Genomic DNA, 25921 nt, shown 5'->3' on the forward strand with positions numbered 1-25921 from the left:
GCTTGGGAATGTTTAATATCTCCAGGACGGGGAGGGGCAAATTTAGTTTCTGATTTCCACTGAGGAAAGCAAGTTTTTAGACTATCAACTAGCTGAAGTAAAGAAGTAGATTTTCCGGTGCCTAAGTTACAAATTAAGCATGAGCCTGATTCTAGGGGTGTTGTTAAAGCTTTGGCAAAAGCCCTGGCAACATCTTTGACATAGATAAAGTCTCGTGTTTGAGTCCCATCTCCGTAAATAGTTATCGGTAAACTGTGCTGCATGGCATTAACAAAGATAGAAATTACACCGGAGTATGGGGAGTTAGGTACTTGTCGAGGACCAAATACATTAAAAAATCGTAATCCCACAAATGAAAAATCTATTTGTTTGGCAAATAAACTGGCATATTGCTCGCTCACCAGTTTTTGTAAGCCATAGGGAGAAATAGGAGAAGTCTGTTGATTTTCTGAAATGGGTACTTGTGTGGGATTGCCATATACAGCGGCTGAGCTGGCAAAGACTAGTTTAGGAATGTTTAAGGTTTTACAAAGTTCAATAACAGCAATCGTTGCCGAAAGATTATTGTGATGAGCCTCTAGAGGTTGCAGCCATGATGCTGTAACGGAGGGGGTGGCTGCTAAATGGGCAATGCCATCAATTTTATTTGTAAATTTAGTTATAAAATCCTCGGGTTTACAAGTGGATATGTCTTTTTGCAGGAATTGGAGATTAGGATGCTTAGGTAGGTTTTCTAGACTACCGGTGGCCAAGTTATCAACTACTGTGATCTGATGACCTTCTGATAGAAGTTGTTCGGTAAGATGAGAGCCAATAAAACCAGCTCCGCCAGTGACAATGAAATGCATAATTTTTGAGTTTTTACTAAGTAATGGTTAACTATGTAATCGGTTACTAATTAAAGATTAACTAAGTTATTTTTATTTGCCTAATTAGTGTGGAATTTACTAATCAAAATGCGCTCCACTAAGTACTCTTGATCACCTTGTCTTAAATCTGAAACCAATGGCGAACTGTTACAGGCAATGTCCGCTGTGCTATTAACCTCACAAGAAGCTTAGGTCGTGAAAGGTAGTACAAGATAGGATGCTTATAAGACCAGAGTCTCTTTTGGAGAGCATCCCAGAGTTCAGTATCTTTGACCCCTTGTTGAGATAAATACTTTGATAGCCAGTTCAAGAAACTCAGATGTGCTGGATTCAGATGACCAGGAGTGTATTTTCCTGCTTGCTCTGCCATAGAACAGCAGTTATTAGGATGCTGTCTATACCAATCCCAACAGTCACTAGTGACAAATACAGCGGCTTTGAGATATACCTTCGCGAAAAAGGCTTGATCTTCGTACATTCCCTGGAAGCTTTCTTCAAACCCACCTGTAATATCAAATAGTGTTCGCCGGATCAAAACGCTACAAGTGGCGGGGGTTCTAGCTTGACTCTCCAGCAAGAGGGTGAGCAGCCTGGGGGAGTCAAACAAAGTATCGTAGTCAGGAGCAATTTCTCGCATCAAGTCCCGATCAATATCCTGAGGCTTCTCGGTCCAGCTATACCAAAATTTAGTTAGACCACAAACTACATCTGCTTCTGGTTGTGAACTAAAAATTGCTAGTTGCTTTTCCAGTTTCTGTGGTAACCAAATATCGTCAGCATCTAAGAAGGCAATGTAGTCCCCTTTGGCATTGTGGATGCCTAGATTGCGTGTGGCACTCATGCCGCGATTCTGGTGACCCTTGTGTTCTAGATAGCTTACCTTTTCCGGGTATTGTTGGGCATACCGTTGGGCAATTGCTGTGCTGTTGTCGGTGGAGCCATCGTCTACCAGCAGCAATTCCCAGTTGTTATAGGTCTGGGCAAATACGCTCTGAATGGCTTCTTCAATGAACTTCTCAGCATTTAAGAAGATCATAATACCAGAAACCAGTGGTTTGTGACTCATTTGATCTTACTTATATTCAAGTTTATTTACTTTCCGTTAATGGACAAGATTGATGACCTGAGTTCCAAAAATTTTTAAACCGTTTTCAATATACTGAATAGTCTTTGTTTGAGCTTCCACCCGAAATACCTCCTAGACTTGGACGACAAAGAATACACAGTGGGATTCATAGCTAGTAATAGTTCCTTGATGAATACGCACCAGACTTTGATATCTTTGATTTTATGTTCAGATAAGTACTGTCCTACCCAATTCAAATAAAATAGACGTGCAACATACTCTTTGCCGGTTTTTTCTGCAATAGAACAGCAGTTGTTCGGGTGCTGTCGATACTTGTACCAACAATTGGTAACTGGAAAAACCGGTGCATGGAGACAGATCTTGCTGCAAAAGACCTGATCTTCATAAAGACCTCGGAAGTTTTCCTCAAAACCACCAACATCTTCTACAATCTGACGTCGCAACAACATCCCCGATATGCTAATCCGGCGTTTTAATAAAAGACGAAACAGCCTTGGTGGATTGATCAGGGTATCGGTCGGCACACGAACCTTTTCCACGTGATCCCGTTCTTGGTCTTCAGGATTTCCAGTCCAGCTATACCACCATTGAATTGGTCCGTAGACCATGGCAGCGTCGGGATGAGCATTCAAGAGAACAACTTGCTCTGCCAAGGTATTTGGTAACCAAATGTCATCAGCATCTAAAAAAGCAATATATTCACCTTTGGCATGGCGGATACCCAGATTGCGGGTGGCACTCATGCCGCGATTTTGGTGACCCTCGTGTTCCAGATAGCGCACCTTTTCCGGATATTTCCGAGCATACTGCAAGGCTATTTCTGTACTACCATCAGTGGAACCATCATCGACCAGGAGTAGTTCCCAGTTGTCGTAAGTTTGAGCAAAAACACTCTCAATGGTTTCTTGAATAAATGGTTCAGGGTTTAAGAAAATGATGATAGTGGAAACTAGTGGTTTGTTACTCATAATTAAAGCCATCTTGACAACCAACGATCAAAGGTTTTCCCGTCCCAATCCTGAACCTCAACACGAGGCAACAGAAAAGAGTTGCTATGTTCCTGAACCCGGTCAACAACACTACAACAGGCGCAGGTAAATCCAGCTTCTTGGACAATGGAGATAGTGTCAGCAGTGTAATCCCCATGGGGATAGGAAAAACTGGTAACTGGATGCCCTAGGATTTCCTCAATATAGTGTTTGCTTTGTTCGATTTCATCCTGCTGCAAAGCTACTGGAAGTTTAGAAAGAAATGGGTGGGTTACTGTGTGAGCCCCGACTTCAATCAGTCCCCCTTCTTCGAGATCCAACAGTTCCTCACGAGACATAGAGCGATGGGTCGAGCGACCAATTGGTTCAGCATTAGCCCACACCCTGATTGCCTCTAGCACCTTTTCTCGCTTGTGGCTAGATAAAGGATATAGCAGTTCATAAAGGGAGCGATAGAGGGTATGGCGAAGGCTGGGATCTTCTATACCTGAAGCACTCCAATGGCGATAAAAGTGATAATCAGCCTGACTGTAATAGGCGGCTTCGCCTAATTCCCATGTGTAGGTACTGCCGTTGATATTTAACTGAAGTATTTCCGGTAATATACCAGGTTGTAGTAATAGTCTATCTAGTTCATCCCACCAGAATTCACGCCTATGGCCAATTCCTCCAGTTGTTACAAAAACTGTTGCGGGAATGTCATAGCGTTTCAACAATGGTTTAGCATTGTAAAAATTATCAGCATAGCCGTCGTCAAAAGTGATAACAACTGACCGCTTTATAGTCTGGTGATCGCGAATTGTTTGTGTCAATTGCTGTAGACTCAGAGGGTAGTGATGTTTTCGTAAAACCTCTAGATGTTCAGCAAAATGCTCTGGGGTTACACATAGAGACCAAGGGTCTGAATCTACTTCAGCCACACGGTGGTACATTAAGATCAGCACACCTGGCAAAATTTTATTTTTGAGCCGCCAGGCTGTCTGTTCCAATTTCCTACTGACCTTGCCTATGCTCATGGTTTCAGCTCCTTGACGACTCTAGCCGTAATTAAGACCTGGTAGTTAGGGTCGTGATAGTTGAGTTGTGCCTGGGGCAATTCCTCAGTTACCAAGCCGTGCAGAAATGCGATCGCACTCAATACATTGCCTTGGGCTTCAACTTGCACTGGGGTTTCTCCAAAGGCTTCTTTAAAAAGCCGCTGAGTTGAGAGAGTAGTGAAACTCCAGTATTGACCCCAGCGATTCATATCATCACAGCTGATTTGGGTGATGCCTGGAACCGTGGCCAGTAGGACACCGCTGGGTTTGAGAATGCGGTGGAGGGTTTTGAGGGCGGCTGGCACATCGTAGATGAATGGGAGGGTTTGAGTTAGGATAATGCAGTCGAAGGTGTCGGATGGTAGATGGTCAGCCTTGGTTAAATCTGCCACAATCGTGGCTTGGGGATTACCCTCTTCCACATGAAGCACGTCACTCTGGGTGACGCGATCGCCACCGAATTTGTGAGTGTAGAGAGGTTCCTTAATCTCTAGTACGTGTCCTTTAATATCCTGAGCATGACGGCCAAGAAAATGCTCAATATAATATCGGTCCATAGGTAAACCCCGGTCTAGACCGAAGTCAGAGCTGATCGGCTTGACTCGTCCGAGGCTACCAAGGTTTACCCATCCTACTGGTGGGCGACCGTGGCATATTTCTCGTAGCCAGCGGTATAGAGAAATAGGCCATCTGCCAAGCTCCCTTATAGTCATGATGTCACCTCCCCTTTCACTGCCCTGACTGTAATTAAGACTTGATACTCGCGGTCTCGGTAATCAAGTTCTTTCTGGCTCAACTCCTCCATGGCTAGTCCCTGCAAAAATGCGATCGCTGCCAGTACATTGCCATGGGCTTCAACTTGAACGTTTGTTTTCGGAAATAGTTCTTCAAATAGCAAGCCTGCTGATTGAGAGGTCAAGGCCCAACACCAGTCATCACCCCAATCGCATTTAACGATTTGGCTAATTCCCGGAAAAGTGACCAGCAAAACTCCACCAGGCTTAAGGATTCGGTGGAGTGTGCCTAAAGCTGTCCGCATGTCGTAGATTAGGTGTAGGGTTTGTGTCAGGATGACGCAGTCGAAAGCCTCTGACGGGATGTGATCAGCGTTGGTTAAGTCTCCCACAAAGGTGGCTTGGGGATTGCCTTCCACGACGTGCAGTACATCGCTTTTTGTGACCTGGTCTCCTCCGAAACGACAGGTGTAGGTGTTTTCGCCAATTTCCAATACTCGTCCTTGGATGTCCTGACTGCGGTGACCAAGGAATTTTTCTATGTAGTAGCGGTCTATGGGGAGACCACGGTCATAGCCAAATTCCCGACTGATAGGTGTAACCCGCCGCAGGCTGCCAAAATTTACCGATCCTACTGGTAGACGACCATGGAATATATCGTATAACCAACGGTATGTAGAGGCAGGCAATGTTAGCTTTGCTATTGGTTCCAATTGTGCTTTCAACTGTTTTTTCATAGGTTTTACAAAATATCGAATACGATTTGTCCAATAGTGCAAGGCTGGATGATTATATCGCCATAGCTCCTTTTGTAGAGCAGACCAAAGTTCAGGATTTTTGAGGCTTCCTTTAGACAGATATTCCTTTAACCAATTCAAGAAAGTCTTACGAGCCGTATATTCTTTTTTTGTGTCTTGGGAGGTATAACAAATAGAATGTTTATGCTGACGATACTTTTCCCAACATCCACTTTCCACAAACACAGGGGTTTTCAGGAATATTTTGGATAAAAAGACCTGATCTTCATAAAGACCTCGGAATGTCTCTTCAAAGCCACCAACCTCTTCGACAATCTGCCGTTTTACCAGAAAGCTACAGATACAGGGGGCAGCGCCTCCACCTTGTATCAAGAATTTAAGTAGGGTTGGTGGCTGAATCAGAGTATTGAGTTGAACTCCCAGTTCTGGCATGTAGTCCCGCTGACTGTCTTCAGAATGGCCAGTCCAGCTGTGCCAATACAAAGTATTTCCATAAACCATAGCAGCCTCTGGATGAGACTCCAAAATTCCTATCTGTTTTTGCAGTTTCTGGGGTAGCCAGATATCATCAGCATCAAGGAAAGCAATGTACTTACCTTTAGCATTACGAATACCCAAATTACGGGAGGCACTCATGCCGCGATTTTCGTGATCTTGGTGTTCTAGATAACGTATCTGGTCAGGATATTTTTCCACATACCGTTGGGCAATGGCAGTGCTGTTATCGGTGGACCCGTCGTCTACCAGCAGCAGTTCCCAATGGTCATAGGTTTGCGCAAGTACACTTTCTATGGCTTCTTCAATGAACTTTTCAGCGTTTAAGAAGATCGTAATTCCAGAAACTAATGGTTTGCTATTCATCTCATTAATTTATAAAATATTTATCGATTAATATAATATTTTTTACTAAAAAAACTCATTAATTCAGGACAGATCTTATTCTTATCCATCTTAGTTTTATCCCAATCAAGTCAATGTCCCATTAATGATCTATAGCGGTGTTCACTTTGGTGAGGTACAGAGTACCTGGTTTTAGGGAACAGCGGATATGGGAACAGGGAACAGATAAGATGGAAGATGGAAGAGGGAATAGGAAACAGTGAACAGGGAAAAAAACTTGTGTACCTCATTAGGCTAGAAACCGCTATAGGAAATAGAGAGCTGACTTAGTTTTATCAAATGTGGACATGGCGATTTTGCAAGCGATAGAGTTCAGCAAAGAATCCATTGAGCTTCAATAAATCCTGAAACTTCCCATGTTCGATGACTTGTCCCTGCTTCAACACCAAGATCTGATCAGCTTGTTCAATGGTGGATAGGCGATGGGCAATAACAATCACCGTTCGATTTTGACTAAGATTATTTAGCGCCTCTTGGATTAAGTTCTCGGAAACACTATCGAGAGCATTAGTTGCCTCATCGAGAATCAGAATTTCTGGGTCGCGGACGATAGCACGAGCCAAGGCGATACGCTGTCGCTGACCTCCTGAGAGTCGAATTCCTCGGTCTCCTACCTTGGTATCATAACCTTCAGGTAATTCACTGATAAATTCATGGGCATGGGCAAGTTTGGCTGCTGTTCTAATTTCGTCTTCTGTAGCATCCAACCGACCATAGGCAATGTTTTCCCGTACTGTTGTACTAAACATATGAATCTCCTGACTAACCAGGGCAATTCGGCTGCGCCAGTCAGCTAGATTCAGCTGTTGCAAGGGATAACCATCTATATAAATCTCTCCCTCTGTAGGGTCATAAAAACGGTAAATTAAGCCAATAATTGTCGATTTACCCGCACCTGAAGAACCTACTAAGGCAATGGTTTTACCTTGTGGGATAGCAATTGAAATATTCTTAAGTGCAGGTTTTTCCGAGGGGTTGTAGTGAAAGGTAACAGATTGAAAAGAGATTTCTTGTCTGAGACCTTTAAAAGGAGTGTTACCAGAGTGAATATAAGGTTTATCAGAGGGATCCAAAAGATACATGACGTCCTCTACAGCACTTGTCAACGCAGCAAGTTCCACACGGGCACTATCTAACTGCTTCACGTGGGGTTGTAGACGATAGAGCATAAATAGAAACGTTAGTAAGCTCGGTAGGGTAGCTTGGTTCTGAAGCAGTGCAATAACTAGAATGCATAGAAGTAGAATTGTAGAGAGGACTTCAGAAAGGGGATTCACAACTTTAGCGAAAAGCTGAATCTTTAGCAAAGTATTACTTAAGTGCTTTGATGCCAGATCAAAACGCTTCTGCTCATAGGATTCATGGCCAAAAGCCCGAATCACCTTCATTCCAGAAAACCCTTCCAACATCAGGCAAGCAAGGGCAGAATTAGCCTGTAAAACTTGTTTACCTCTGTCATTTACCGAGCGTGTCACAAACTTTATACTCAGGGAAATGAGTACCAATCCAGCAGCAACTAAAAGGGTGAGTTGCCACGATATTAACAGTAACAGAATTACAAATACAGAAATGCTGCAAACATTAATTATCAGGTTAAAAAAGTGCGATAGAGCCTCACAACTCCGCCAGGTTTGATCACTAAGTGTGTCAAGTAACTTTCCCGATTGATTCCTTTCTAAAAAAGAATAGCTGACTTTCAGAAGCTGGTTAAAAACACTGGAACGCAACCGATGGTTAATCCTGAGGTAAAGCCAAGACACTAAACTACTATTTATATAAACAATGGAGTTCTTTATAAAAAGTATTATGAAGATAGAAAAAGCAATAAAAAAAATCCGAGCTTGGCTTGGAAAATTAATAACGAGTTGCTCAATATTATTTAAAATCAAGCTATTTTGGAAGGCTTGAGATCCTAGATTGCCAGAACTTTCCAGAAGAGGAATAAATAAACTAATACTAAATCCTTCTGCCAAAGAAGAGAATACGCCTAAGGTAATAATTAATGGAAAAACCCAAGGATAAAATTTAAGCAATGGCGATAATATTCTGATTTGATTCATGCTTTATTGTTAATCCTAAGCGCTGTGCGCAGGGAATAGGGAATAGAGAATAGGGAATAGGGAACAGGGAATAATTTAGCGTGTTATTGTCTTATCAAGGTTTTAGCAATTCGTCTTCGATTACAGAAAAGATTAAGTTGAAATACCCAACGCTAGTTGACGCAGGGCTTGGGTAAGCGATCGCACGCCGTCGTAGCCATGAGGTCCAAACCAGCGGATTAACATAATTGCTAAACTCAGGCGGATATAGCTCTGTGAATAGCGCATTTGTGGATAGTGCAAAAAAGCTTGTCTACGGAAATGCATTGCTTCTTTGTAGTTTCCCTGATCTACTGAATTCCAAGCCTGGTAGAGATTTAAGTAGCTATAACTCCGGTTACGCAAGTACAACAAATCAGAGGGAACAGATTGGAAATTTTTTTCTATGGCCTGACGTGAATCCTGGATCATTTTCTCACGCCTTTTAGACATGCTACTGGCATGCTGTCGCCAAAGAGTTAAGGGTTCTTTGACCACCGCAAATAGATACTGAGCTGCAATCCGAATCCACATATCTCGATCAGCAGCGCTGGATAAGTTGGGGTCGAACATTCCGACAGTGTCAAAGCAACTCCGACGAACCATAGCTGAGCTGCCATTGCCAATCATGTTAACCACCAGAATTTGCTCCCAGACATTTCCTTGTTGATGGAAAGCTATAATGCTGTTTGTGGGTTTACCTTGTTGATCAACTAGAGCGGTCCAGGTATAGACTAGACCTGCCTCTGGATATTCTTCTAAACAGCTTACCTGTTTTTCAAGTTTAGTTGGCTTCCATAAATCATCTGCATCTAAGAAGGCTATATATTTTCCTTGAGCCTGGGCGATGCCTGTATTTCGTGCTACAGACACCCCCTGATTTTCCTGGGAAATCAGTTTGACTCGGGGGTCTGCTATTTGAGATGCCCATTCAACAATGTGGTCTGAACTACCATCGTTGATAATCAGTAACTCAAAGTCAGCAAGGGTTTGCGCTAAAACACTCTCCACTGTTTTCGGGAGGTATTCCATCCCATTATATGCTGGAATAACAACAGTAACTTTTGGCATAGTCAAGTTCATTAATCAAGTTATTTAATCAAACTATTTTGCTAAAGTTAATATTAACTCGAAACAATAATAGGACAGATTAATTGTGGTTAAATGCAACATTAAACTGGAAAATTATGCTCATAATATTTTGGAAAAAGTAGCAAATATTTAACTATTTAATCTAGTCAAGACTAGACTGACTAATCATTTGCATAATTAAATCACGATAGCGTAGAGCAACCATGTCCCAGCTAAAACGCATCCCATTCTTTCTAGCCTTAGTTTTCCAATCTTTGCTCAAAGCCTGTGCGATCGCTCCAGCATAAACATCTGGATTGGTGACATCACACACAATACCAGCATCGCCAATCATATAGCGACGAATCTCATCATCAGTAGTAACAACTCCTAAGCCGCTAGACATTGCTTGTAGGTAAGCATTGGCAAATGGTTCATCGATAGAAGGGAGGGTAAATAGATTCCCATACCGATAAACCTCAGGCATTTGATTGAAGGGAAAGGTCTGTATGGCAAAGCGATTAGCTCCCAACAATTCCTCACCTAATGCTTGAAAATATTCACGGTCAGGTCCATCGCCACAAATCAGAAGACTCCCATAGGGAAGCTTTGCGATCGCTCGAATTGTCAGTTCAACCCGTTTGTGATCGTTATGATTTAAAGAAGCAACACACAACACAATCGGCTTGTTCAAACCTAGGTCGATCTGATTTCCCTCTGGCTTGAATCGATCCATATCTACGCCGTTGGGAATAATTGTGACAGGCTGATTAGGACGCTGTTTATCAACAAAGTCAGCCATTGTTTCAGAGAAAACCACCACATGATTGGGACGAAATCGCAGGCTTCGCGCCAGTGATTGTCCACCGCCAGTCAAACCAGTGTGTGCTTTAAACAGAATGGGTGTGCCAATCAGTGCTCTTACAAAAGCTGCCATGGCCAAACCGCCATAGTCATTGCAAGGAAAGATTAAGTCGGCTGGCTTCCTTAGCAGTCGCATTGCACAGGGAATAAAACTACTCAAGTGTTCAATGACCATATCAGGGTGAGTAGAGACGCTCCTGAACACTGAGTTAACCAGAGGATTACGTAAGAGCTGACGAGCTTTTGTACGAGGGATGCCACCAGCAGGATAGTAAAAAGGACTACAGGGAGCCCCTGCTAACAATTCCACCTCGAAATACGGGCTTAGATGGTGAGTAAGCTCGATCGCAAAGTTTTCGGTGCCACCACTCCAGTTGACTCCTGCACTGGGATGGACTATGGCAACTTTGTAGGAGCGTTTAGTTTTCGTGGGCATTTGAGGCTCTAAAGGAGACCCAAATCGCTTTGGAGGCATAGTTTCCATAAAGTAAGGATAAAAACAGTTGATGTGGTCAAAATCAACCTCTTTAAAATTGGATAGTTTATTTAATTCTTCACTAGGAGTGGTCTCAACCTTGAAATAATGGGCTTTTCAATATAAAAATATACAATACACCCTACTGCTACAGCTATAACTGCATTAAAAATAGCAAATATACTTAAGGTTATTGAATTGGCAAGGAATATCTTTAGTCCAAGATTATTTACTAATATTTTAGTTGAATTATTCATGACAAAACCGTGTATTAAATAAATAGAATAAGATGCGTCTCCTAAAATCATAAGAAGGGGATTAACGTCAATATTTTTGCTTAATTCTAGAGATACTGAGCCAATTATAAGTATTGTTGAAGGTATACCGAAGGCAATAACATCTGAAACGCTCACAAGACCGTAATTGGTATTGATGGCAGATATAGTATATAAGAAACACCCTAAACAAATCAAGTATAAACCATGATTAATTTTATGTCTAGATAAAATATAAGCAGCTAAGCAGCCCAGAATAAATTCCAAATTAAGTTCATTAAAAACAAGCTGGATAGTAGCCTGATCTTCAGGAAAGCTTATGAAGCCAAAAAATGTTAATAATGTTGCTAATATCCAAACGGTAATTGATGGCACCAATAGTTTGGGTTTAACCCATATCAAAAAACTAAATAAAATATAAAAAAATACTTCAAAAGTTAATGTCCAACTAACTCCAATAAAACTTGAAGAAAGTATTTCCCTGTCTTGAGGAAAAAGAATAAAGGCTTTTATTATTTCACCAAAACTACCTTGATGCGTACTCGAATAATCAAACATAAATGATGCTATTAATTTGCCTGTTAATACTACCCAGTAAATTGGGTATATCCTAACAAGTCTTTTCAGAACAAAAGATTTAAGCCTGGAAGGGTTTTGAATATCTTTTTTATGAATATAAAAGATAATAAATCCACTCAAAACGAAAAAAAAATCTACTCCAGAACCCCCAAAAGCAAATATATCAAATAAAAAATCTCGATTTAGATTTTGATTAAATATGAGATCGCCATGAACAAGTACTACGAGTAATGCAGCTATTCCACGAAAAACTTGTATAAGCTTTAATTGTTTAGATTTTGACATTATAAAATTTTTCCTGAATTATTACTGGTTATCAATTGTGAATATGCTAAGTATTTTGATCGGCTATTATAGGATATTTGAAATATATAAATTAACGCTATATATAGCACTAAGCCTTCAAGTTATGACATTCATAAACTCCGAAACTTAATCATAGCTTACTTCTGAATTATGACTTATGACTTGCGCGTAGCGCTATATAACCTTAGTGGAGCTTCAACCTCTACCGGAGCAATATTTCAGATTAATCTTTAAATTATATAGTTTTTATTTAAAGACATATCTAATAGCCCAAATAGTGAAAATAGGCGTCAGCAATTGACAAATGAGTACTGCACGAGCCACCCAAACAATTCCCCAGTTAACAGCTAGGAGTAAGCAACTAGAAAAGATTACAGTATAAATCAAATTCCAATAAAGATTTAGCTTAGTTTTACCGACAGCATTGAGGAGCTCAGTTGTAGTATTAGTAAGAGCAAGGGGCAGAGCCGAAAGACAAATAAGTATCAAAATTGGAATTGCCACTACCCACTTCTGTCCAAAAACAATTGGTACGTAGAGGGGAGCTAGACTTGCCTGGAGCAGAATGAGGGGCAATACAATGATAGCAGTGGTTTTCAGACTACTAAAATACCGGTTCTTAAGTTGGGTTAAATTTTCTCTGACTGCACAAAGATAAGGAAATACAGAGGAAGTAAATAATTTGATGACATTTTGGCTAATTCCCAAGCCAGCATTGAAGGCAAAGAAATATAGTCCCAGTGCCTCAACACCTAGAAAGCCACCAACGAGTAAGTAGTCGAGATTTGACCTAAGCTTTTCGAGTAACTCAACCCCAAGAATTTTGCAGCTGAAACTAAGGACTGACTGCCAATTATGAAGCTTTAAGGATGTAGGTGCTCGCCAAGGATGATGTCGGTAATTAATCAAAATATGCACCGGAGTCGATAAAACCATTGCCCAAACTGCAGCCCATACTCCCATGCCTAATATAGCTAATATTACAGTTATGATATTGCCGATTATCGCCTGGCAGGCATTAGCAAAAGCTGTAACTTTTAGTCGATTATCTCGCCTAATCATTGCCGATTGAACTATAAACAATGGCATCATTAGGTAGATCAATGCGATAGTGATTATGGGCAAAATTATTTGGTTATTGCCATAAAATTTAGCAATGGGAAAGGCAGCAATACATTGGATAACAAACATCAAACCACCAAAAATCCAATTAAGCCAGTAGGATGTATTGCATACAGCTTCTAGCTCTTGTTCACTAGCCTGAATAATTTTGGATTCTGTACCAGCTCTGAGGATTAGAACATTGCCAAATTCAAAGGTGGTATAAATAGCAGATACCAGTCCGTAATCTTGAGGAGTAAACATACGAGCTAAAGTAACTGTTGTAGCTAGACGGGAGAGACGATTGACTAGCTCTGCTATTCCCATCCAACCAGCATTGCGAATAAATTCGCCCGATGATAGTTGCTTGAACTTATTAATTAGCATTGGGTGGTCTGTACTGTAAGTTTTATCTAGTCAAGGATAGTTTTATTCAAGATGGCAAAATTGACTTACTGGTCTAATCACTTCTTTGACCAAATAGATCCAACTCCCTCTCAGGTAATTTAGAGCATCAAAGTAGCAGCCAAATCGGTCAGATAAGCTTACTTGAGCCTGGGATATGGCGCGGCAATACTCACTAAATATTTTCCATCTTGGAAACATAATCTTTTCTTGGTTTGCCGGGTACCACCATTGAGGGTACTCATAGTCATCATTCTCACCATTCTTGCTGTACACCTGCACTGATTGTTTCGGATGTCTGCTGTAAAACAACAGGTATTCAGGAATGTCATAGAACCGTCCCAACAGAGCTAGTATTGCTAGTAAAACTTCATCGGCATGACCGTAGTTGCCTAAAGACAAAGTCTTCTTTAGGAGACTGCTATGAATTAATCTGAAAACTGGGTAGCACCGACTCATATTGCAAACTAAACTACGGAAACGCACTCGTGGTTGGTGTGAGTCAGCATGGAACTTACCATCGCCTAAGATGGAAATCAATAGGCGTCTAACCGTACTAGCTAGTTTTTTAGTCACTGTTTGAGTCTGCGGTTTTAGCTAAGGTTGGAGCTAAAGGTTCTCTAAGTTGACCACCTCCCCCGACAGTGTCTGGTCCATTGTTAGTAACAATATGTAAGGCTTGAACAAGCTTCATAAAGTCTTGGTAAAAGGGATTATTAGTGGGCGCTCTAGCCGTTAAACCGTAACCGTAGGTGGCTTTAAATTCTTCTTCAACCCCCTGTTCTGCTGCTAAAGCATAAGCGTCTCTACCTGTGACATCTACTTGATAAGCACCGTAGTCTTGGAGAGCATGAAACAGCTTTTTCCCTGCTGGGGTAGTTAGACCTAGGCTCTTTTCACTTACCTCCGGCGGAATTGCTAACAGAGAACCCATTACCAGTTGAGGGTCTTCACCTTTATATATCTTTGGAGCAGCTGAATCTGCCCTATCTGCAGGCCAACGGTATCCTGGTGTAGAACTTTGGGGATTGTAATAGATATATTTTTCCCAAAGCTCTAGTTTTAAAACATGACGAATCGGTTCGCTACCAATTAATTCTCCCTGGCGTATTGCTCCTCCTAAAGAGGACAATCCAGAACCAAGATGACCTCCGGCAATACCTTGACTGTATAGATCCAAATCTTTTTTCGGCCAGTGATAGCCATATACCGGACCACCGTTTTGACAGCGAGCCATTGGTTCTAGCTGGATGATAGTACGACCGTCAGGCTGTAGCAAGGCGGCAGCATTATTGGGAGTGGAATACCTAACGAGAGTGTTAATGGCATCAGGAACAATTAAATCATCAGGAATGGGGATAGATAAGTTTTCATAGGTTGTAGTTCCGCTACAACGCTTAGTCCAACTATCAGGGTCATACAACGGTCGCAGTGGACTACTAGCAGGAATAATAAATAAAAGATCGATATCTATAGTGGAGCGAGCCGATCGCGGCAAATTAGCTGGTTTATACTCAGCATTACTGCCGATGGGCATGTTCCAGATTGAGTCCTGAGAAAAAGGCCATAACCAGGGGTCACGAGTGGTAGGAGTGTTGGCATTAGCGGCAGAAGTAGTGGTATTAGCAGTAATAGATTGCTTCGGTTTAAAATAGTTAGCTAAACCGATACTGATAGTTATCGTTACCAGCACCAGAACTATTACTACATACCATCTGAATTTCCGACTGAATTTCCTAGATTTGAATAGCATAATCAGGAGCAGGAGAAAGGGGAGATGGGTAGCTATCGAGCAACACTTGATAGACGCCGACGCAGACTGTAATCTACCTCTAGCAATCTGCTGTAGCTCTGAGATCGGAAGAACTGCCTCAGTGCGATCACAAAACTCAAACGGATAAAGTCTAGAGAGAAGCGCAGCTTAGGATAGTGTAGAAGGGCTTGCTGACGATAATGGTTTGCCTGTCGGTAATCACTATTAACCTTCTGCAGAGATTTCCAAGCTAAGTTGAGCTTGGCATAACCATAGCTATTGCTCTAGATATTATGCTTAAAAATTAGCGATACTTTAGTTATTTAATACTGATATAGCGGTTTTTAATCTAGTAAGGTACAAGTTTTTGGGTTTTAGGCAGCAGGGACTGAGGCCGTAGGCCACGCTTCGCGAACGGAGCAGGGAGCAGGGAAGAGGGAAGAGGGAAGAGGGAAAAAAATATGTGTACCTCATGAGGATAAAAAGCGCTATACTATTTTTTATAAATTAACTTTTTTTTACAAATTTTACGAATAACTCTTGCCGGGTTTCCTACAACTACAGAACTCTCAGGAACATCCTTTACAACTACAGAACCAGCACCAATTACAGCATTATCTCCAATGGTAATCGCACCAATAATCACCACATTGGAGCCGATATCTACATTATTGCCAATTTTTGGGCAACCGCTATAGGAACCATCTGGTAATTGTTTATTTCCAATAGTGGTTGAGTGTCTTAAGGTACAATTTGCGCCAATAACAGTTTCATGATTTACCACCAAACCTATGCCATGCAAAAGCTTAGTATTAGCTCCAATCTGAGTATCCCAAGGCAATTCAATTCCTAATATACATTCTACTAATAATTGGTAAAGTAAACGAGAAAAAATCGATAAAAATGACAAAGGTGCAGGTAATTTACCAAGCAAATGTGTTGAACGAAACATCAATAAAATGAACCGAGCCTTCAAGTTAGAATCATAGTAATTAACTTGCCAATCTTGTAGGATATAATTACTGATTTTATTCAGGTGTTTTTGGAGCATAAAATAATATCAAAATCCTAGTATATTTCACTGATTTATAAATTTAAAACTTTGAAAGGCAACCAAATAATAGTGCATAGATCCAGAAATAAATAACCAGCAGCAATCAGTCGAAATATTTGATATTAAATAACTTTATACTTCAGACTTATGCTTAGCGAAGCTAGTTAGAAAGAACTTGCTTGTGTTCCTCTGTAGAGAGTTATTAGTTCTGTGTCTTCAAGAATTTTTTCACTCTTTTTGCCCATAAAGTAAAAACCTGATGCCGAATCAAATGTCCCCGATTTATCAATTAGATAGTAGTCAAAGTATTTCAACCAAAAAGATGTAATTCTTGCAATAACCTTAATTAAACTTCTTGCCATAGGTGTCTTAACAAAACTTAAAAGAAAGTATTGATATGACCAGGCTAATGCCATTCCTGGTCCACACACAGCACCACTACAAATTTCTTCAAATTTGCGGAATAAACGACGATGTCCTAAGTGAGTGAAGCGAGTAAAATCATATCTTCCTAGGTGTACTTGTTGCATAAACGGAGTTTCCGAATAAACTAAACCATCTTTTTTGAGCACTCGATGAATTTCTTCAACACAACGGGATGGATCTACAACATGTTCAAGGACAGCTTGGATTATGACTCCATCAAATGAATTGTCTTTAAAAGGAATATTGTGGGAGTCAAAAATTACTGCTATACGGGAATCATAAGCAACATCACTTTCGATAATTTCAATGGCAGGTACTGATAACAGCTCTTCCATACCTTGACCAATCACACTACCTCCAATTATCAGTACTTTAGGACTATCAGTCTGCTTGAGCAGAAGTTCTGTGAATTTTTGGTAATTCCTCTTACTTTTAAAATTCAGGATAATGCTAGGGATCAAATTGATGGCAATTCTTTCTAATTTTGGTTTTGGGTTAAGATCAGCATTTTCGGGATTTAGAAAATTTTTAATCTTAAATATACTAGATGATTCATTGATCAAAATTGGTTTATCCTGAACAACAGGAAAATTTTTTTTGCATTGATAATTTGTACATCTCAACTGATTTTTTATTGATTCTAAACTAGACAAGCAACAGGGACAGCAAAGCAAGTCTTGAGTACTTGATGATAAGTTAATTTCAGCATTATTTATGATGTTTTGATTAGTCATGGTGTTGTCTTGCTATTGGTTAAAGTCTCAACTATTTCGTGAGTGAAATAATTCGCGTCACTCCTATAAAAGCTAGAGTTACCCTGATCAAAAAGGTGTAAGCCGTGCAGGAGGACTAACCGGTGTGTGATTTTCTGAAGGCGGCAGATCATCCCAATTCCAACCCACCACTGCCAACAAGGTATACCAGTAGAAAAAGAGAGTGGTATGACTCCAGATATTTTCGGTAATCATCCCCACAGGTACAGCCAGAAGAACCGCCAACATGGCTAAACACAGATTTCGTTGTCCACTGCCAGGAGATGCCTGTCGAAATAATTGAACAAGACGCCCAACCTGAACTCCGAGGAAGACCAACCAAGTTACCAGTCCTAGGATTCCTCCTTCTACCAGGGCTCGAATGTAATCATTGTGGGGATACAGCCCATTGGTACTAACATCAGCACTAATTCCGAGACCGTAACCGAGGATAGGAAAATGTTGCCATTGCTGTAGTAGGTAATGCCACTGAGCAATTCGCCAGTTGAAACTGTTGTGGTCTCCCTTGGAGAGGAGGATGGCACGCCAAATATCGATGTCTGGATTGCCTAAGGGTGTTTCAGTGATTGAGCCGAGACGTTCTTGACCAAACTCCGTACTACCAAACAAAACTATAATTCCGACAAATAGGACTATGCCACCGATTAGGTTCACTATGCTCAATCTAGGGGCGATTAAAACCACAATAAAGGTACCAAGCATCATCAAACCAAATAGAGCCTTAGTACTCACATACACAAGGCTAAGTAAACCCAGCAATAGCATCCAGATCCAGCGTGGCTTTGACTGGGTTAGCCTCCAATAGGTCAGACCCATGAACAGCAATAACCAGGTTACAAAGCCATTAGGGTGACCAATAGTCCCTTTGATTCGAGATACTTCATCTAGTGTTTCGGAATAACCTCCATCAGCAGCAAACATGGGAGGTAAAACCGAAGGTACAAACATCTGGAGCAACGCTACTGTAACTGGTAAGAGCAGAGCCCAAAACAGCCCATAGACAACTTGCTTAGGTGGAAGCCTGTCCTTGAGTTGCATTACCAGCAAGTAGACCATCAGCCAAGAAAATAGACGTATCCACTCACGGATGCTTTCTAGCAAAAACGAAGCATCTAGCCCCAGCCCTCCCAGAGGCAAAAGTATCACCCACAAGCCTTGTAGCATCACCCAACCAGCAAAGAACCACCAAAACTTATCAGTGCGTACAGTTTGCCCCCTCAGTAACATCACTGTCACATAAAGCAAAGTCAAGCCGTCGAGTCCGATAGCAAAAGCTGCTGGTACCTGTTGATCAGAAAACGGATCGAGACAGCTACGCAAGATCAATAGTCCCAGTACCGCTTGCTCAAACCGGGCAAAGAAGTAGACCACCACCGCTACTGCAACCAACCCTAAACCAAGCAAAATCGGCTGAGTACCTGCGAGTAAGCCAACAGCTAGACCAATCGGCACACCTGCCAGTCCTAGCCAAAAGGTCAGAGCAGAGGAACGATGCCAGGGGTTATGAATCTGCATGATCAACCCCCTTGGATACAACAGCACAATTGTTACTGGCTTCCTTGCCATGGGTCTGCCTGAATTCGGCTTGAGGCTGGTAACTATCGAAGGAATCGAAATAGTACTGTTGAGTCCGATCGCTTATGCCATTGGCAACAAACCCCAGTATGGGAGTGCTACTATCTTTCAATTCCGATACTGTCTGTAGTAGGATATCTTTCTGGGTAAAGTTGGGACGTGTGACTATCACCAACCCATCACTATACCGACTCAAGGTATGGGCATCAGCAAAACTACTAACTGGTGGCGTGTCTACAATGACTAGGTCATAATGATCTGCGGCTGCTGCCAAAATAGACTTGATCATCTGTGACTGTAGGAAGGTAGCCGAACCAGAGGGCTGGTCACTACAGGTCAAAATCGAAAGGTTTGCGATGGCTGTGGGTTGCACCGCCGACCGCCAGGTTTGATTGCTGTCAATTACATCTGTAACCTTTGGCTTAGGGGGTAAGCCAAACAAATTGTGCTGCATTGGGTGACGCCAGTCGGCATCAATAATCAATGTCCGCCGGGAAAATCTTACTGAAACCGCACCCAAGTGGGAAGCTACCACTGACTTACCTTCTCCGGAAACAGCACTGCTGACCACAATCAGCTGTAAGGTCTTCTGAGCACGCAACTCCATGGTTGTCAGGAGCAGGCGGTAAGGCTCCATTAACCTCATATCTTCCAAGAATCGGTTCGGTTGCTCAAGACTGAGTGCCTGAGCAGGTATCTTCGGTAATACCCCCAGCCTAGGCAGCTTCAGGAGTGCCTCCGCTTCCGAGGCATCGTGTAGGGTATTATCCATTACCTCCAGCAGCAGCACCATACCGACAGCTAGGGCAATTCCAGCAGCAGTAGCTATCACCAGCACCACTTTTGGATTGGGTTCCTGGGGTGATGAAGGAAGTTTTGCCCGCTCAATAATTTGAATATTGCTAACTAGTTGGGCTTCTGCAATCCGTGCTTCTTCCAGTTTGTTTTGGAGGAGTTTAAGAGAGGCAATTGCTTCTTCTTGTCGGCGAACTAAGCTAGCAAAGGGTTGCCGTAGAACTGGTATTTGACCAAGACGATTCTGGAGTTTAATGCGCTCAGTCTGCACCAGGTAGAGCTTTTGTTCCAGTGCCGACCGTTCTGTTTGAGCTAAAATAAATCTAGAGGTAAAGTCCTGGCTCAACTGATCAGAGGCCACATCACCAGGGGCAATAATTTGATTATTGGACTGATTAGTCGGTAACAGACGAGAAAGTTTTTGATTGTAGAGGGTAAGGAGTTCATACCGCTCCTGAACCAGTGATATCATCGCTGGATTTTGATCAGTTAGACGCGATCGCATTTTGGCTAACTCCCGATCCAACTCTACTAGCTGAGCTCGTAAGGCTTGGAGTTCTTGATCTTGACCAATGCGTCCAGCGATGTAAGCATTCTGAGTATTATTCAGACTGGTTATGGTCTGGAGTTCTTGGCTACGGGTTTTAGCATCTTGGAGTTGAATAGACACAGCACGTTCTTGGTCTTCTAAAGTAGCTAAACTCCTGACTAAGAGTTGTGTTTGTTCCTCCGGAGAAACTAAACCAGTGGTCTGTTTAAATTTGTTTAACGCTGCTTCTGCTGCTGCTACCTCCAAACGCCGTAATGGTACTTCTTTCTCCAAAAATTCCCGCACAGCTCTAGCTTCTGAACGAATCCCTTCAGCACTTTCAGTAACCATTGCGTTGGCGACAGCATTGAGCACCGTGGTTACCAATTCTGGATTTTGACCCTGATAGCTCAGCTCAAGAATATTGGTAGCAGGCACAATTTTTACCTTTAAATCCTCACGGAGTGTGTCTATGGTCAGTCCTTCTTGTGAACTGCCGAGTAGAGCAATCTCGTCAAGTGCTCCCTGAAGAAGCCGTTCTGACCCCACTAGTTCTGCTTGAGTTGCGATTGGGTCAGCTCCACCGGGTGTATTAGCAGGGACTTGGCTGAGGTTGTCACCCAACTCAGATACACTCACCTTTTTATTGTCCAGCATCAGCCGTGCTTTCACTTGGTACACTGGTGGGGTAACAACCAAATAGGCAATCGCTCCACCAATTACGGATGTAAAGGTAACAAGGGCTGGCAAAAGCCGCCGCTTTAAGGCTAATGGTAGTGATGAAAGGCTGGTGTCCATAACGTTGACGAAACTCTGTGGTTTTACTGGTTCTTGAAAAAGGGGAGCGTGACACTGAATTTGGGATCAGAGGACGCACAGAGTTTTTGATACAGTCTTAAGTTATCAGCAGTAATTTTGTCCCAGTTATAGTAAGTGGCTACATGGTCTTGTGCCTTCTTGGCCATGTCCGCTAACTCTTGAGGTTGGCGGATCGCCCTCTCTAGAGCTTGGACACAAGAGTCTACGTTTCCTGCTTGGAACAGTAGACCTCGTTGTTCACCAATCAATTGCTGATGGGGAGGGATATCACTAGCGAGCACTGGAATCCCTTCCTGCATTGCCTCTAGCATCACCAGCGGTAATCCTTCTAAATCCGAAGGCAGAACAAACAACCCTGCGCCCCGAACAATCTCGGCTAAGCGACTTCCATAGAGTTCACCAACGAATAACACGTCTTGATTTGTGCCTGCCAAGTCATGTAGGTTGGCGATGTAGTTATGAGTGTCACTATCACCACCAGCAATCACCAGTTTCCAACCGTTAGATTTGAGCCGTTGGAAAGCTTTGATCAGTAGATCAGGTCGTTTTTCCGGTACAAGCCTGCCCAAGAACAGAATGTAACGCCCCGGGTTTAGACCTAGGAATTTACCATAGGAAAATTTGGGGTCTGACTCTGGGTAAATCCCTGGAGCATTGGGAATATTGACTGTATTCTTGCTATAGGTGTTGAGAAAGTAATTTTGGAGTGCTTGTGACACTACCACTAACTCATGGGCAGAGTAGACCGCGTTCCTCTCCCCCAAACGAATTAACCCACTCGACCATTTCCCCCACTTGGCTCGTTGCCAGTCCAATCCCTGACAGGTAACCACAATTTTTGCAGAAGAGGCAATTCTGGAGAGCCAGGAGAACACAGCTGGACCTAGGGCATGGAAATGAATGATGTCGTAGCGTTTGCCACTGGAGATAATCGCTGCCAGGGCAGCATTAGCCAAAGCATCTATTCCTCTGAATTGTATCGAGGGTAGAGAGATTACTCGAACACCTTTGTAGTCAGAGGATGAAAAACCGGTAGACTCGGTGTAGGACGACCGTGCAAATAGATCTACCGAATGACCCTGGGCAACGATTCTGGGATAGAGTTCTGTGCAGTAACGTTCAATGCCACCTTGCTTAACAGGTACTCCTTTGGCTCCAATTACAGCAATTTTCATGAGTTCTAGTTTTCTCTTTTACAATACTCTTCGGCAGACTAATGAAGTGGTGATGACACCCTGAGTATGTAAGGTAAGCATTCAGCCGTCAGCCGTCAGCCGTCAGCTTATTTTATTCAAAAGCTGTTCGGTGTAGCGTGCGCTATGGGCATAAACTGTTCAGTGTAGCGTGGCCACAGGCCTTTGGCTGATACGCGACACGCTAATAGCTGATAGCTGATAGCACCTCAAGTAGCACCATCTGTAGCGCATATGCTTACTATGTAAGTTTGACTGCTCTATCTTGATTAAAGGCAGCGGATTAGACAGAGATTAGGCAGACCGTTGGTGAGCACGGTTGAGCATTTGCTCATAAACACTGCTGACAACTGTGCGAGCACTATAGGGTTGAGCCGTGCGCACACAGGAGGAGGCTGAATAATTCTCTGGATGGTGCAAGACCTTACCCAAAGCATCTGCGATCGCAACGGCAGTACGCTCTTTGCAAACAATCCCACTGTCAGCACCGAGAAATTTGGGGGTTTCACCACAATTCGTAGTCACTACAGGTGTCCCACAGGCGAGAGCCTCAAGGACAGTCAAGGGCAGTCCTTCGTAAACGCTAGTCAAAACAAAGACACTACAGACACGGTATAAGTCTGCTAGTTTTTCCTGACCTACTGCTCCAAGCATAGTCACTCGGTTAGACAACCCAAGAAAGGAAATTTCACCACGGAGTTCATCCTTTAACTCCCCATCCCCAGCAATCAGTAAGTGAACATTGGCAATATATAAAGTTGCCATCGCCCGTATCAGTAACATCGGGTCTTTCTGAGGATGCAGACGACCGGCGAAAAGGATAAAACGGGTCTGTTCAGACAAATTATGCTCCTGTGCCAGAGCTTTGCGTCCCTGTGCTCGTTGCTTTGGGTCTAGGGGATAGAACACCTCGTCATCAACGGTGTTTTTTAGGTAAGCAACACGATTTGCGATCGCTGGATAACGCTGTTGATAAAACTTAGCTGATTCAGTATTGCAGGAAAAAATTTGGCTAAATTGCTTCACCAGTAAGCCTTCGAGGGCAAAATAGCTTGCGGAAAAACGCTGCCAAAGAATGCCATTATTAGCCGTTGCAGGATTCATCTGCTTGGCAATGTCATTGTGTACAAACAGCGTCTTCTCTCCAGACCAATTGAGAGCTGCTAAGCTGGGTTCGATGCGATGAAAATGCATAAAATCCGATGCCAAGCAACGACCGAACAGGGCAGTCGTATACTTCACCGTCGTCGGTATCAAGCCCCTAACATTGTCATCTTCCAAAGGAAACAGGGGCATAAATTGAATGGCTCGACCCGCTACTTCTCCTTCTTGCCAGACACCGGAAGCTGAAGCCAGGTCTCCTGTTCCGACCAACCGCACCTCGAACTCACTGGGAGCATATTTGATAAAGGAGCGGATGACGGTCTGAATCCCACCAATGCTGCTATGCCAAGGATTAAACTGATAGAAAATAGTTAAAATTAGTTTCTTGGTCACTTTAATTAATAAGAAGTAAAACTGTTTGAGAGTCAGTGATTTATGGGTTATAGTTTATAGATTTTATCAATTGCTTTAGGTACTTTAGTCCTGGGTTTTAGGGAGTCGGGAGCGGTGCGACCCAAGGGCGATTTACTCGCCCTAGGAGGCGCGCACCGAGGGAGTCGGGATTAGGGGTAATAAAATTGACTGTACTTCATAAGTATGCTCAACGCTATATAGCATTTATCAAATAGGTGAGGTACACATTTTTTTGATTTTATGGAACATAAAAAAATGCTCTTAGGTATCTGGTATGCTTAACTTGTATTAATTTTAATTAATTAAAATTAATACTGTTTATAGCTCTGATATTTTGATAATTAATTTTTTAATATCAATCGAATATCAATGCCTAAAATGATTGCTAAGCAATATTTTTAATCATTGCTTCTGACAAATTAGCATAGTCATTACGTAATTACCTATATTTTAGGAATAGTGTGTTTACCAACTAACTAGTATTCTTGGATTCGTTACCTTTGATTCCCTATATATAATACGATTGCATTAATTAAATCCCCTAACCTAGGGTAGAAATATATTTTTTAACCAAAGTAATTATTGGATTGTTTTAAATCATAAAAACTTGGTAAGTTTTAGTTTAATAACTAATTATTAACTACACCTTCAAGACTCTAAATCCGGATATTTATTAAAAATTGATCAGTTACTGGATTTAGAAAGTTCTAACAATAGTTAGTGAATACTTTGTGAATACTCTCAACTTAAAAAAGCTTAAAATTATTTCCAGACAAATTTTCCCGAAAAAACTGAACACTTAAGACATATTTCTGTTCCCTGTTCCCTGTTCCCTGTTCCCTGTTCCCTGTTCCCTGTTCCCTGTTCCCTGCGCGCAGCGCTATCAGTTATTAATTTTGGACTCTGATAGTCTTGGTAAAAAAACCCAGCACAATATGGATCGGAACCATAATTCCAATCAAGATGGTAGTGCTAACTAGTAGATAGGGATTGTTTGGTATCCCACATTCCGCACTTCAAAGTGTAGTTTGGAAGCTACTGGGTCCCGCTACGGCAACACAAACACTGATAACAGGTTAATTTATAACACCTTAAGTATTCCTAATCAACAATATCGCCAGCATTACCAGAGTATAGATACTAGAGTCTACATACAACACCGAATATTACAAACTGACCTGTGGACTCTCGGTTCACAGTCTATCGCCCTGAATTTTATCCCTGACTCCCAGAGCCACTGGATCTAGACTGTGATACACCCATAATTCTATATCCCAAAGGAATCATTACAAATGTGACCTTGCACTGTCAATAAAAACCCAATAAAAAGCTGTAGCCAATGTCTTAGAGGATTTGGCTACATCGTCGCGGCTAAATGCTAGGCATTTAGCCCACTAATCTACCGCTTTATTGAGACTATTATCAATTAACCCAAAATTTTAGGGAAAAATTTGCCCAAAAATTATTTTAATTATGTAATTATAATTAATTGATTTAATTTGTCAAGTGTTCAATGTAACTAATTTACTATCATGGAACCTAACTATCCATTCCGTGCCATACTGGAATCAAGCTACCTGATCTGATCAGCTTACTGATCCCTAAAAGCCTGTGTGACACTTAACTAGAGAATTTCCATTGGAGTTGTAAACCTAATTGCTTAGGGAAAGGCAAGAGGAATCCCCCCTAACCCCCCTTAGTAAGGGGGGCGGGCAAGAGGCAAGAGCTAATCAAGTATATAAAGATTTTTGGGAATCGAAAAAACTGTAATACTTGTTTACAATTCATTGGGAAATTCTATAGCAGTTTTCAATTGGGTGAGGTACTTTCGTCCTGGGTTTTAGGGAGTAGGGAGTAGGCAGTAGGGAGTAGGAATCCCCGCGCGCAAGGGGGTAATAAAATTGAATGTACCTCATCGGTATGATCAACACTCTATATTCCTTATAATTATTCAAACA

Annotated in this window: 19 protein-coding genes; all 19 read right to left on the bottom strand. The window is 42.0% G+C overall.

The genetic code is table 11. The features are described 5' to 3' along the window. Positions 1-848, bottom strand: an 848-nt coding sequence (locus tag F6K38_RS09070) for an NAD-dependent epimerase/dehydratase family protein (protein WP_287356481.1), incomplete at its 3' end; no start/stop codon positions are given. 142 nt (positions 849-990) lie between these two features. Next, positions 991-1935 (bottom strand): glycosyltransferase family 2 protein, encoded by a 945-nt coding sequence (locus tag F6K38_RS09075; protein WP_287356482.1) that lies wholly within the window; start codon positions 1933-1935, stop codon positions 991-993. 74 nt (positions 1936-2009) lie between these two features. Continuing rightward, positions 2010-2924, bottom strand: a complete 915-nt coding sequence (locus F6K38_RS09080) for a glycosyltransferase family 2 protein (RefSeq protein ID WP_044493912.1) — start codon at positions 2922-2924, stop codon at positions 2010-2012. A 2-nt stretch (positions 2925-2926) separates the two neighbouring features. Further along, positions 2927-3961, bottom strand: a complete 1035-nt coding sequence (locus F6K38_RS09085; protein ID WP_287293722.1) for a polysaccharide deacetylase family protein — start codon at positions 3959-3961, stop codon at positions 2927-2929. Continuing rightward, a complete protein-coding gene (locus F6K38_RS09090) occupies positions 3958-4695 on the bottom strand; it encodes a methyltransferase domain-containing protein (RefSeq protein ID WP_131827040.1) in 738 nt (245 codons plus the stop codon). Before F6K38_RS09090 ends, F6K38_RS09085 begins: the two co-directional genes overlap by 4 nt. After that, on the bottom strand, positions 4692-6335 hold the full coding sequence (locus F6K38_RS09095; protein WP_071104774.1) for a glycosyltransferase: 1644 nt from the start codon (positions 6333-6335) through the stop codon (positions 4692-4694). Before F6K38_RS09095 ends, F6K38_RS09090 begins: the two co-directional genes overlap by 4 nt. A 314-nt stretch (positions 6336-6649) precedes the next feature. Further along, on the bottom strand, positions 6650-8434 hold the full coding sequence (locus F6K38_RS09100) for an ABC transporter ATP-binding protein (RefSeq protein ID WP_044493896.1): 1785 nt from the start codon (positions 8432-8434) through the stop codon (positions 6650-6652). A 132-nt stretch (positions 8435-8566) separates the two neighbouring features. Beyond that, positions 8567-9523, bottom strand: a complete 957-nt coding sequence (locus F6K38_RS09105; protein ID WP_008186679.1) for a glycosyltransferase family 2 protein — start codon at positions 9521-9523, stop codon at positions 8567-8569. 163 nt (positions 9524-9686) lie between these two features. Then, positions 9687-10871, bottom strand: a complete 1185-nt coding sequence (locus F6K38_RS09110) for a glycosyltransferase (RefSeq protein ID WP_502709571.1) — start codon at positions 10869-10871, stop codon at positions 9687-9689. A gap of 62 nt (positions 10872-10933) precedes the next feature. Then, complete coding sequence (locus F6K38_RS09115; protein ID WP_287249832.1) at positions 10934-12001, bottom strand: acyltransferase family protein; 1068 nt, start codon at positions 11999-12001, stop codon at positions 10934-10936. A 267-nt stretch (positions 12002-12268) separates the two neighbouring features. Next, on the bottom strand, positions 12269-13510 hold the full coding sequence (locus F6K38_RS09120) for a lipopolysaccharide biosynthesis protein (RefSeq protein ID WP_287249830.1): 1242 nt from the start codon (positions 13508-13510) through the stop codon (positions 12269-12271). A gap of 42 nt (positions 13511-13552) precedes the next feature. Beyond that, a complete protein-coding gene (locus tag F6K38_RS09125) occupies positions 13553-14104 on the bottom strand; it encodes a hypothetical protein (RefSeq protein ID WP_048815282.1) in 552 nt (183 codons plus the stop codon). Continuing rightward, positions 14097-15221: a hypothetical protein gene (locus F6K38_RS09130; protein WP_287356485.1), complete on the bottom strand. Its 1125-nt coding sequence runs from the start codon at positions 15219-15221 to the stop codon at positions 14097-14099. The genes F6K38_RS09125 and F6K38_RS09130 overlap by 8 nt, the downstream gene beginning before the upstream one ends. Before the next feature lie 553 nt (positions 15222-15774). Then, a complete protein-coding gene (locus tag F6K38_RS09135; RefSeq protein WP_502709572.1) occupies positions 15775-16317 on the bottom strand; it encodes a serine acetyltransferase in 543 nt (180 codons plus the stop codon). A gap of 182 nt (positions 16318-16499) precedes the next feature. Further along, positions 16500-17495 carry a methyltransferase domain-containing protein gene (locus F6K38_RS09140; RefSeq protein WP_287356489.1) on the bottom strand — a complete coding sequence of 332 codons (996 nt, stop codon included), beginning with the start codon at positions 17493-17495 and terminating at the stop codon, positions 16500-16502. A gap of 87 nt (positions 17496-17582) precedes the next feature. Further along, positions 17583-19049, bottom strand: coding sequence for an O-antigen ligase family protein (locus F6K38_RS09145; RefSeq protein WP_287249822.1), 1467 nt, complete (start codon positions 19047-19049; stop codon positions 17583-17585). After that, the gene (locus F6K38_RS09150) at positions 19036-21231 is read right to left on the bottom strand and encodes a GumC family protein (protein WP_287356491.1); all 2196 of its coding nucleotides are present in this window, start codon (positions 21229-21231) and stop codon (positions 19036-19038) included. Before F6K38_RS09150 ends, F6K38_RS09145 begins: the two co-directional genes overlap by 14 nt. A gap of 23 nt (positions 21232-21254) precedes the next feature. After that, positions 21255-22427 (bottom strand): glycosyltransferase family 4 protein, encoded by a 1173-nt coding sequence (locus tag F6K38_RS09155; protein ID WP_287264857.1) that lies wholly within the window; start codon positions 22425-22427, stop codon positions 21255-21257. 312 nt (positions 22428-22739) lie between these two features. Continuing rightward, positions 22740-23942: a glycosyltransferase family 4 protein gene (locus F6K38_RS09160; protein WP_287264856.1), complete on the bottom strand. Its 1203-nt coding sequence runs from the start codon at positions 23940-23942 to the stop codon at positions 22740-22742. Between the last annotated feature and the right edge of the window lie 1979 nt (positions 23943-25921).

The organism is Moorena sp. SIO3B2, from assembly GCF_010692525.1.
In the GTDB taxonomy this organism is placed as follows: Bacteria; Cyanobacteriota; Cyanobacteriia; order Cyanobacteriales; family Coleofasciculaceae; genus Moorena; species Moorena producens.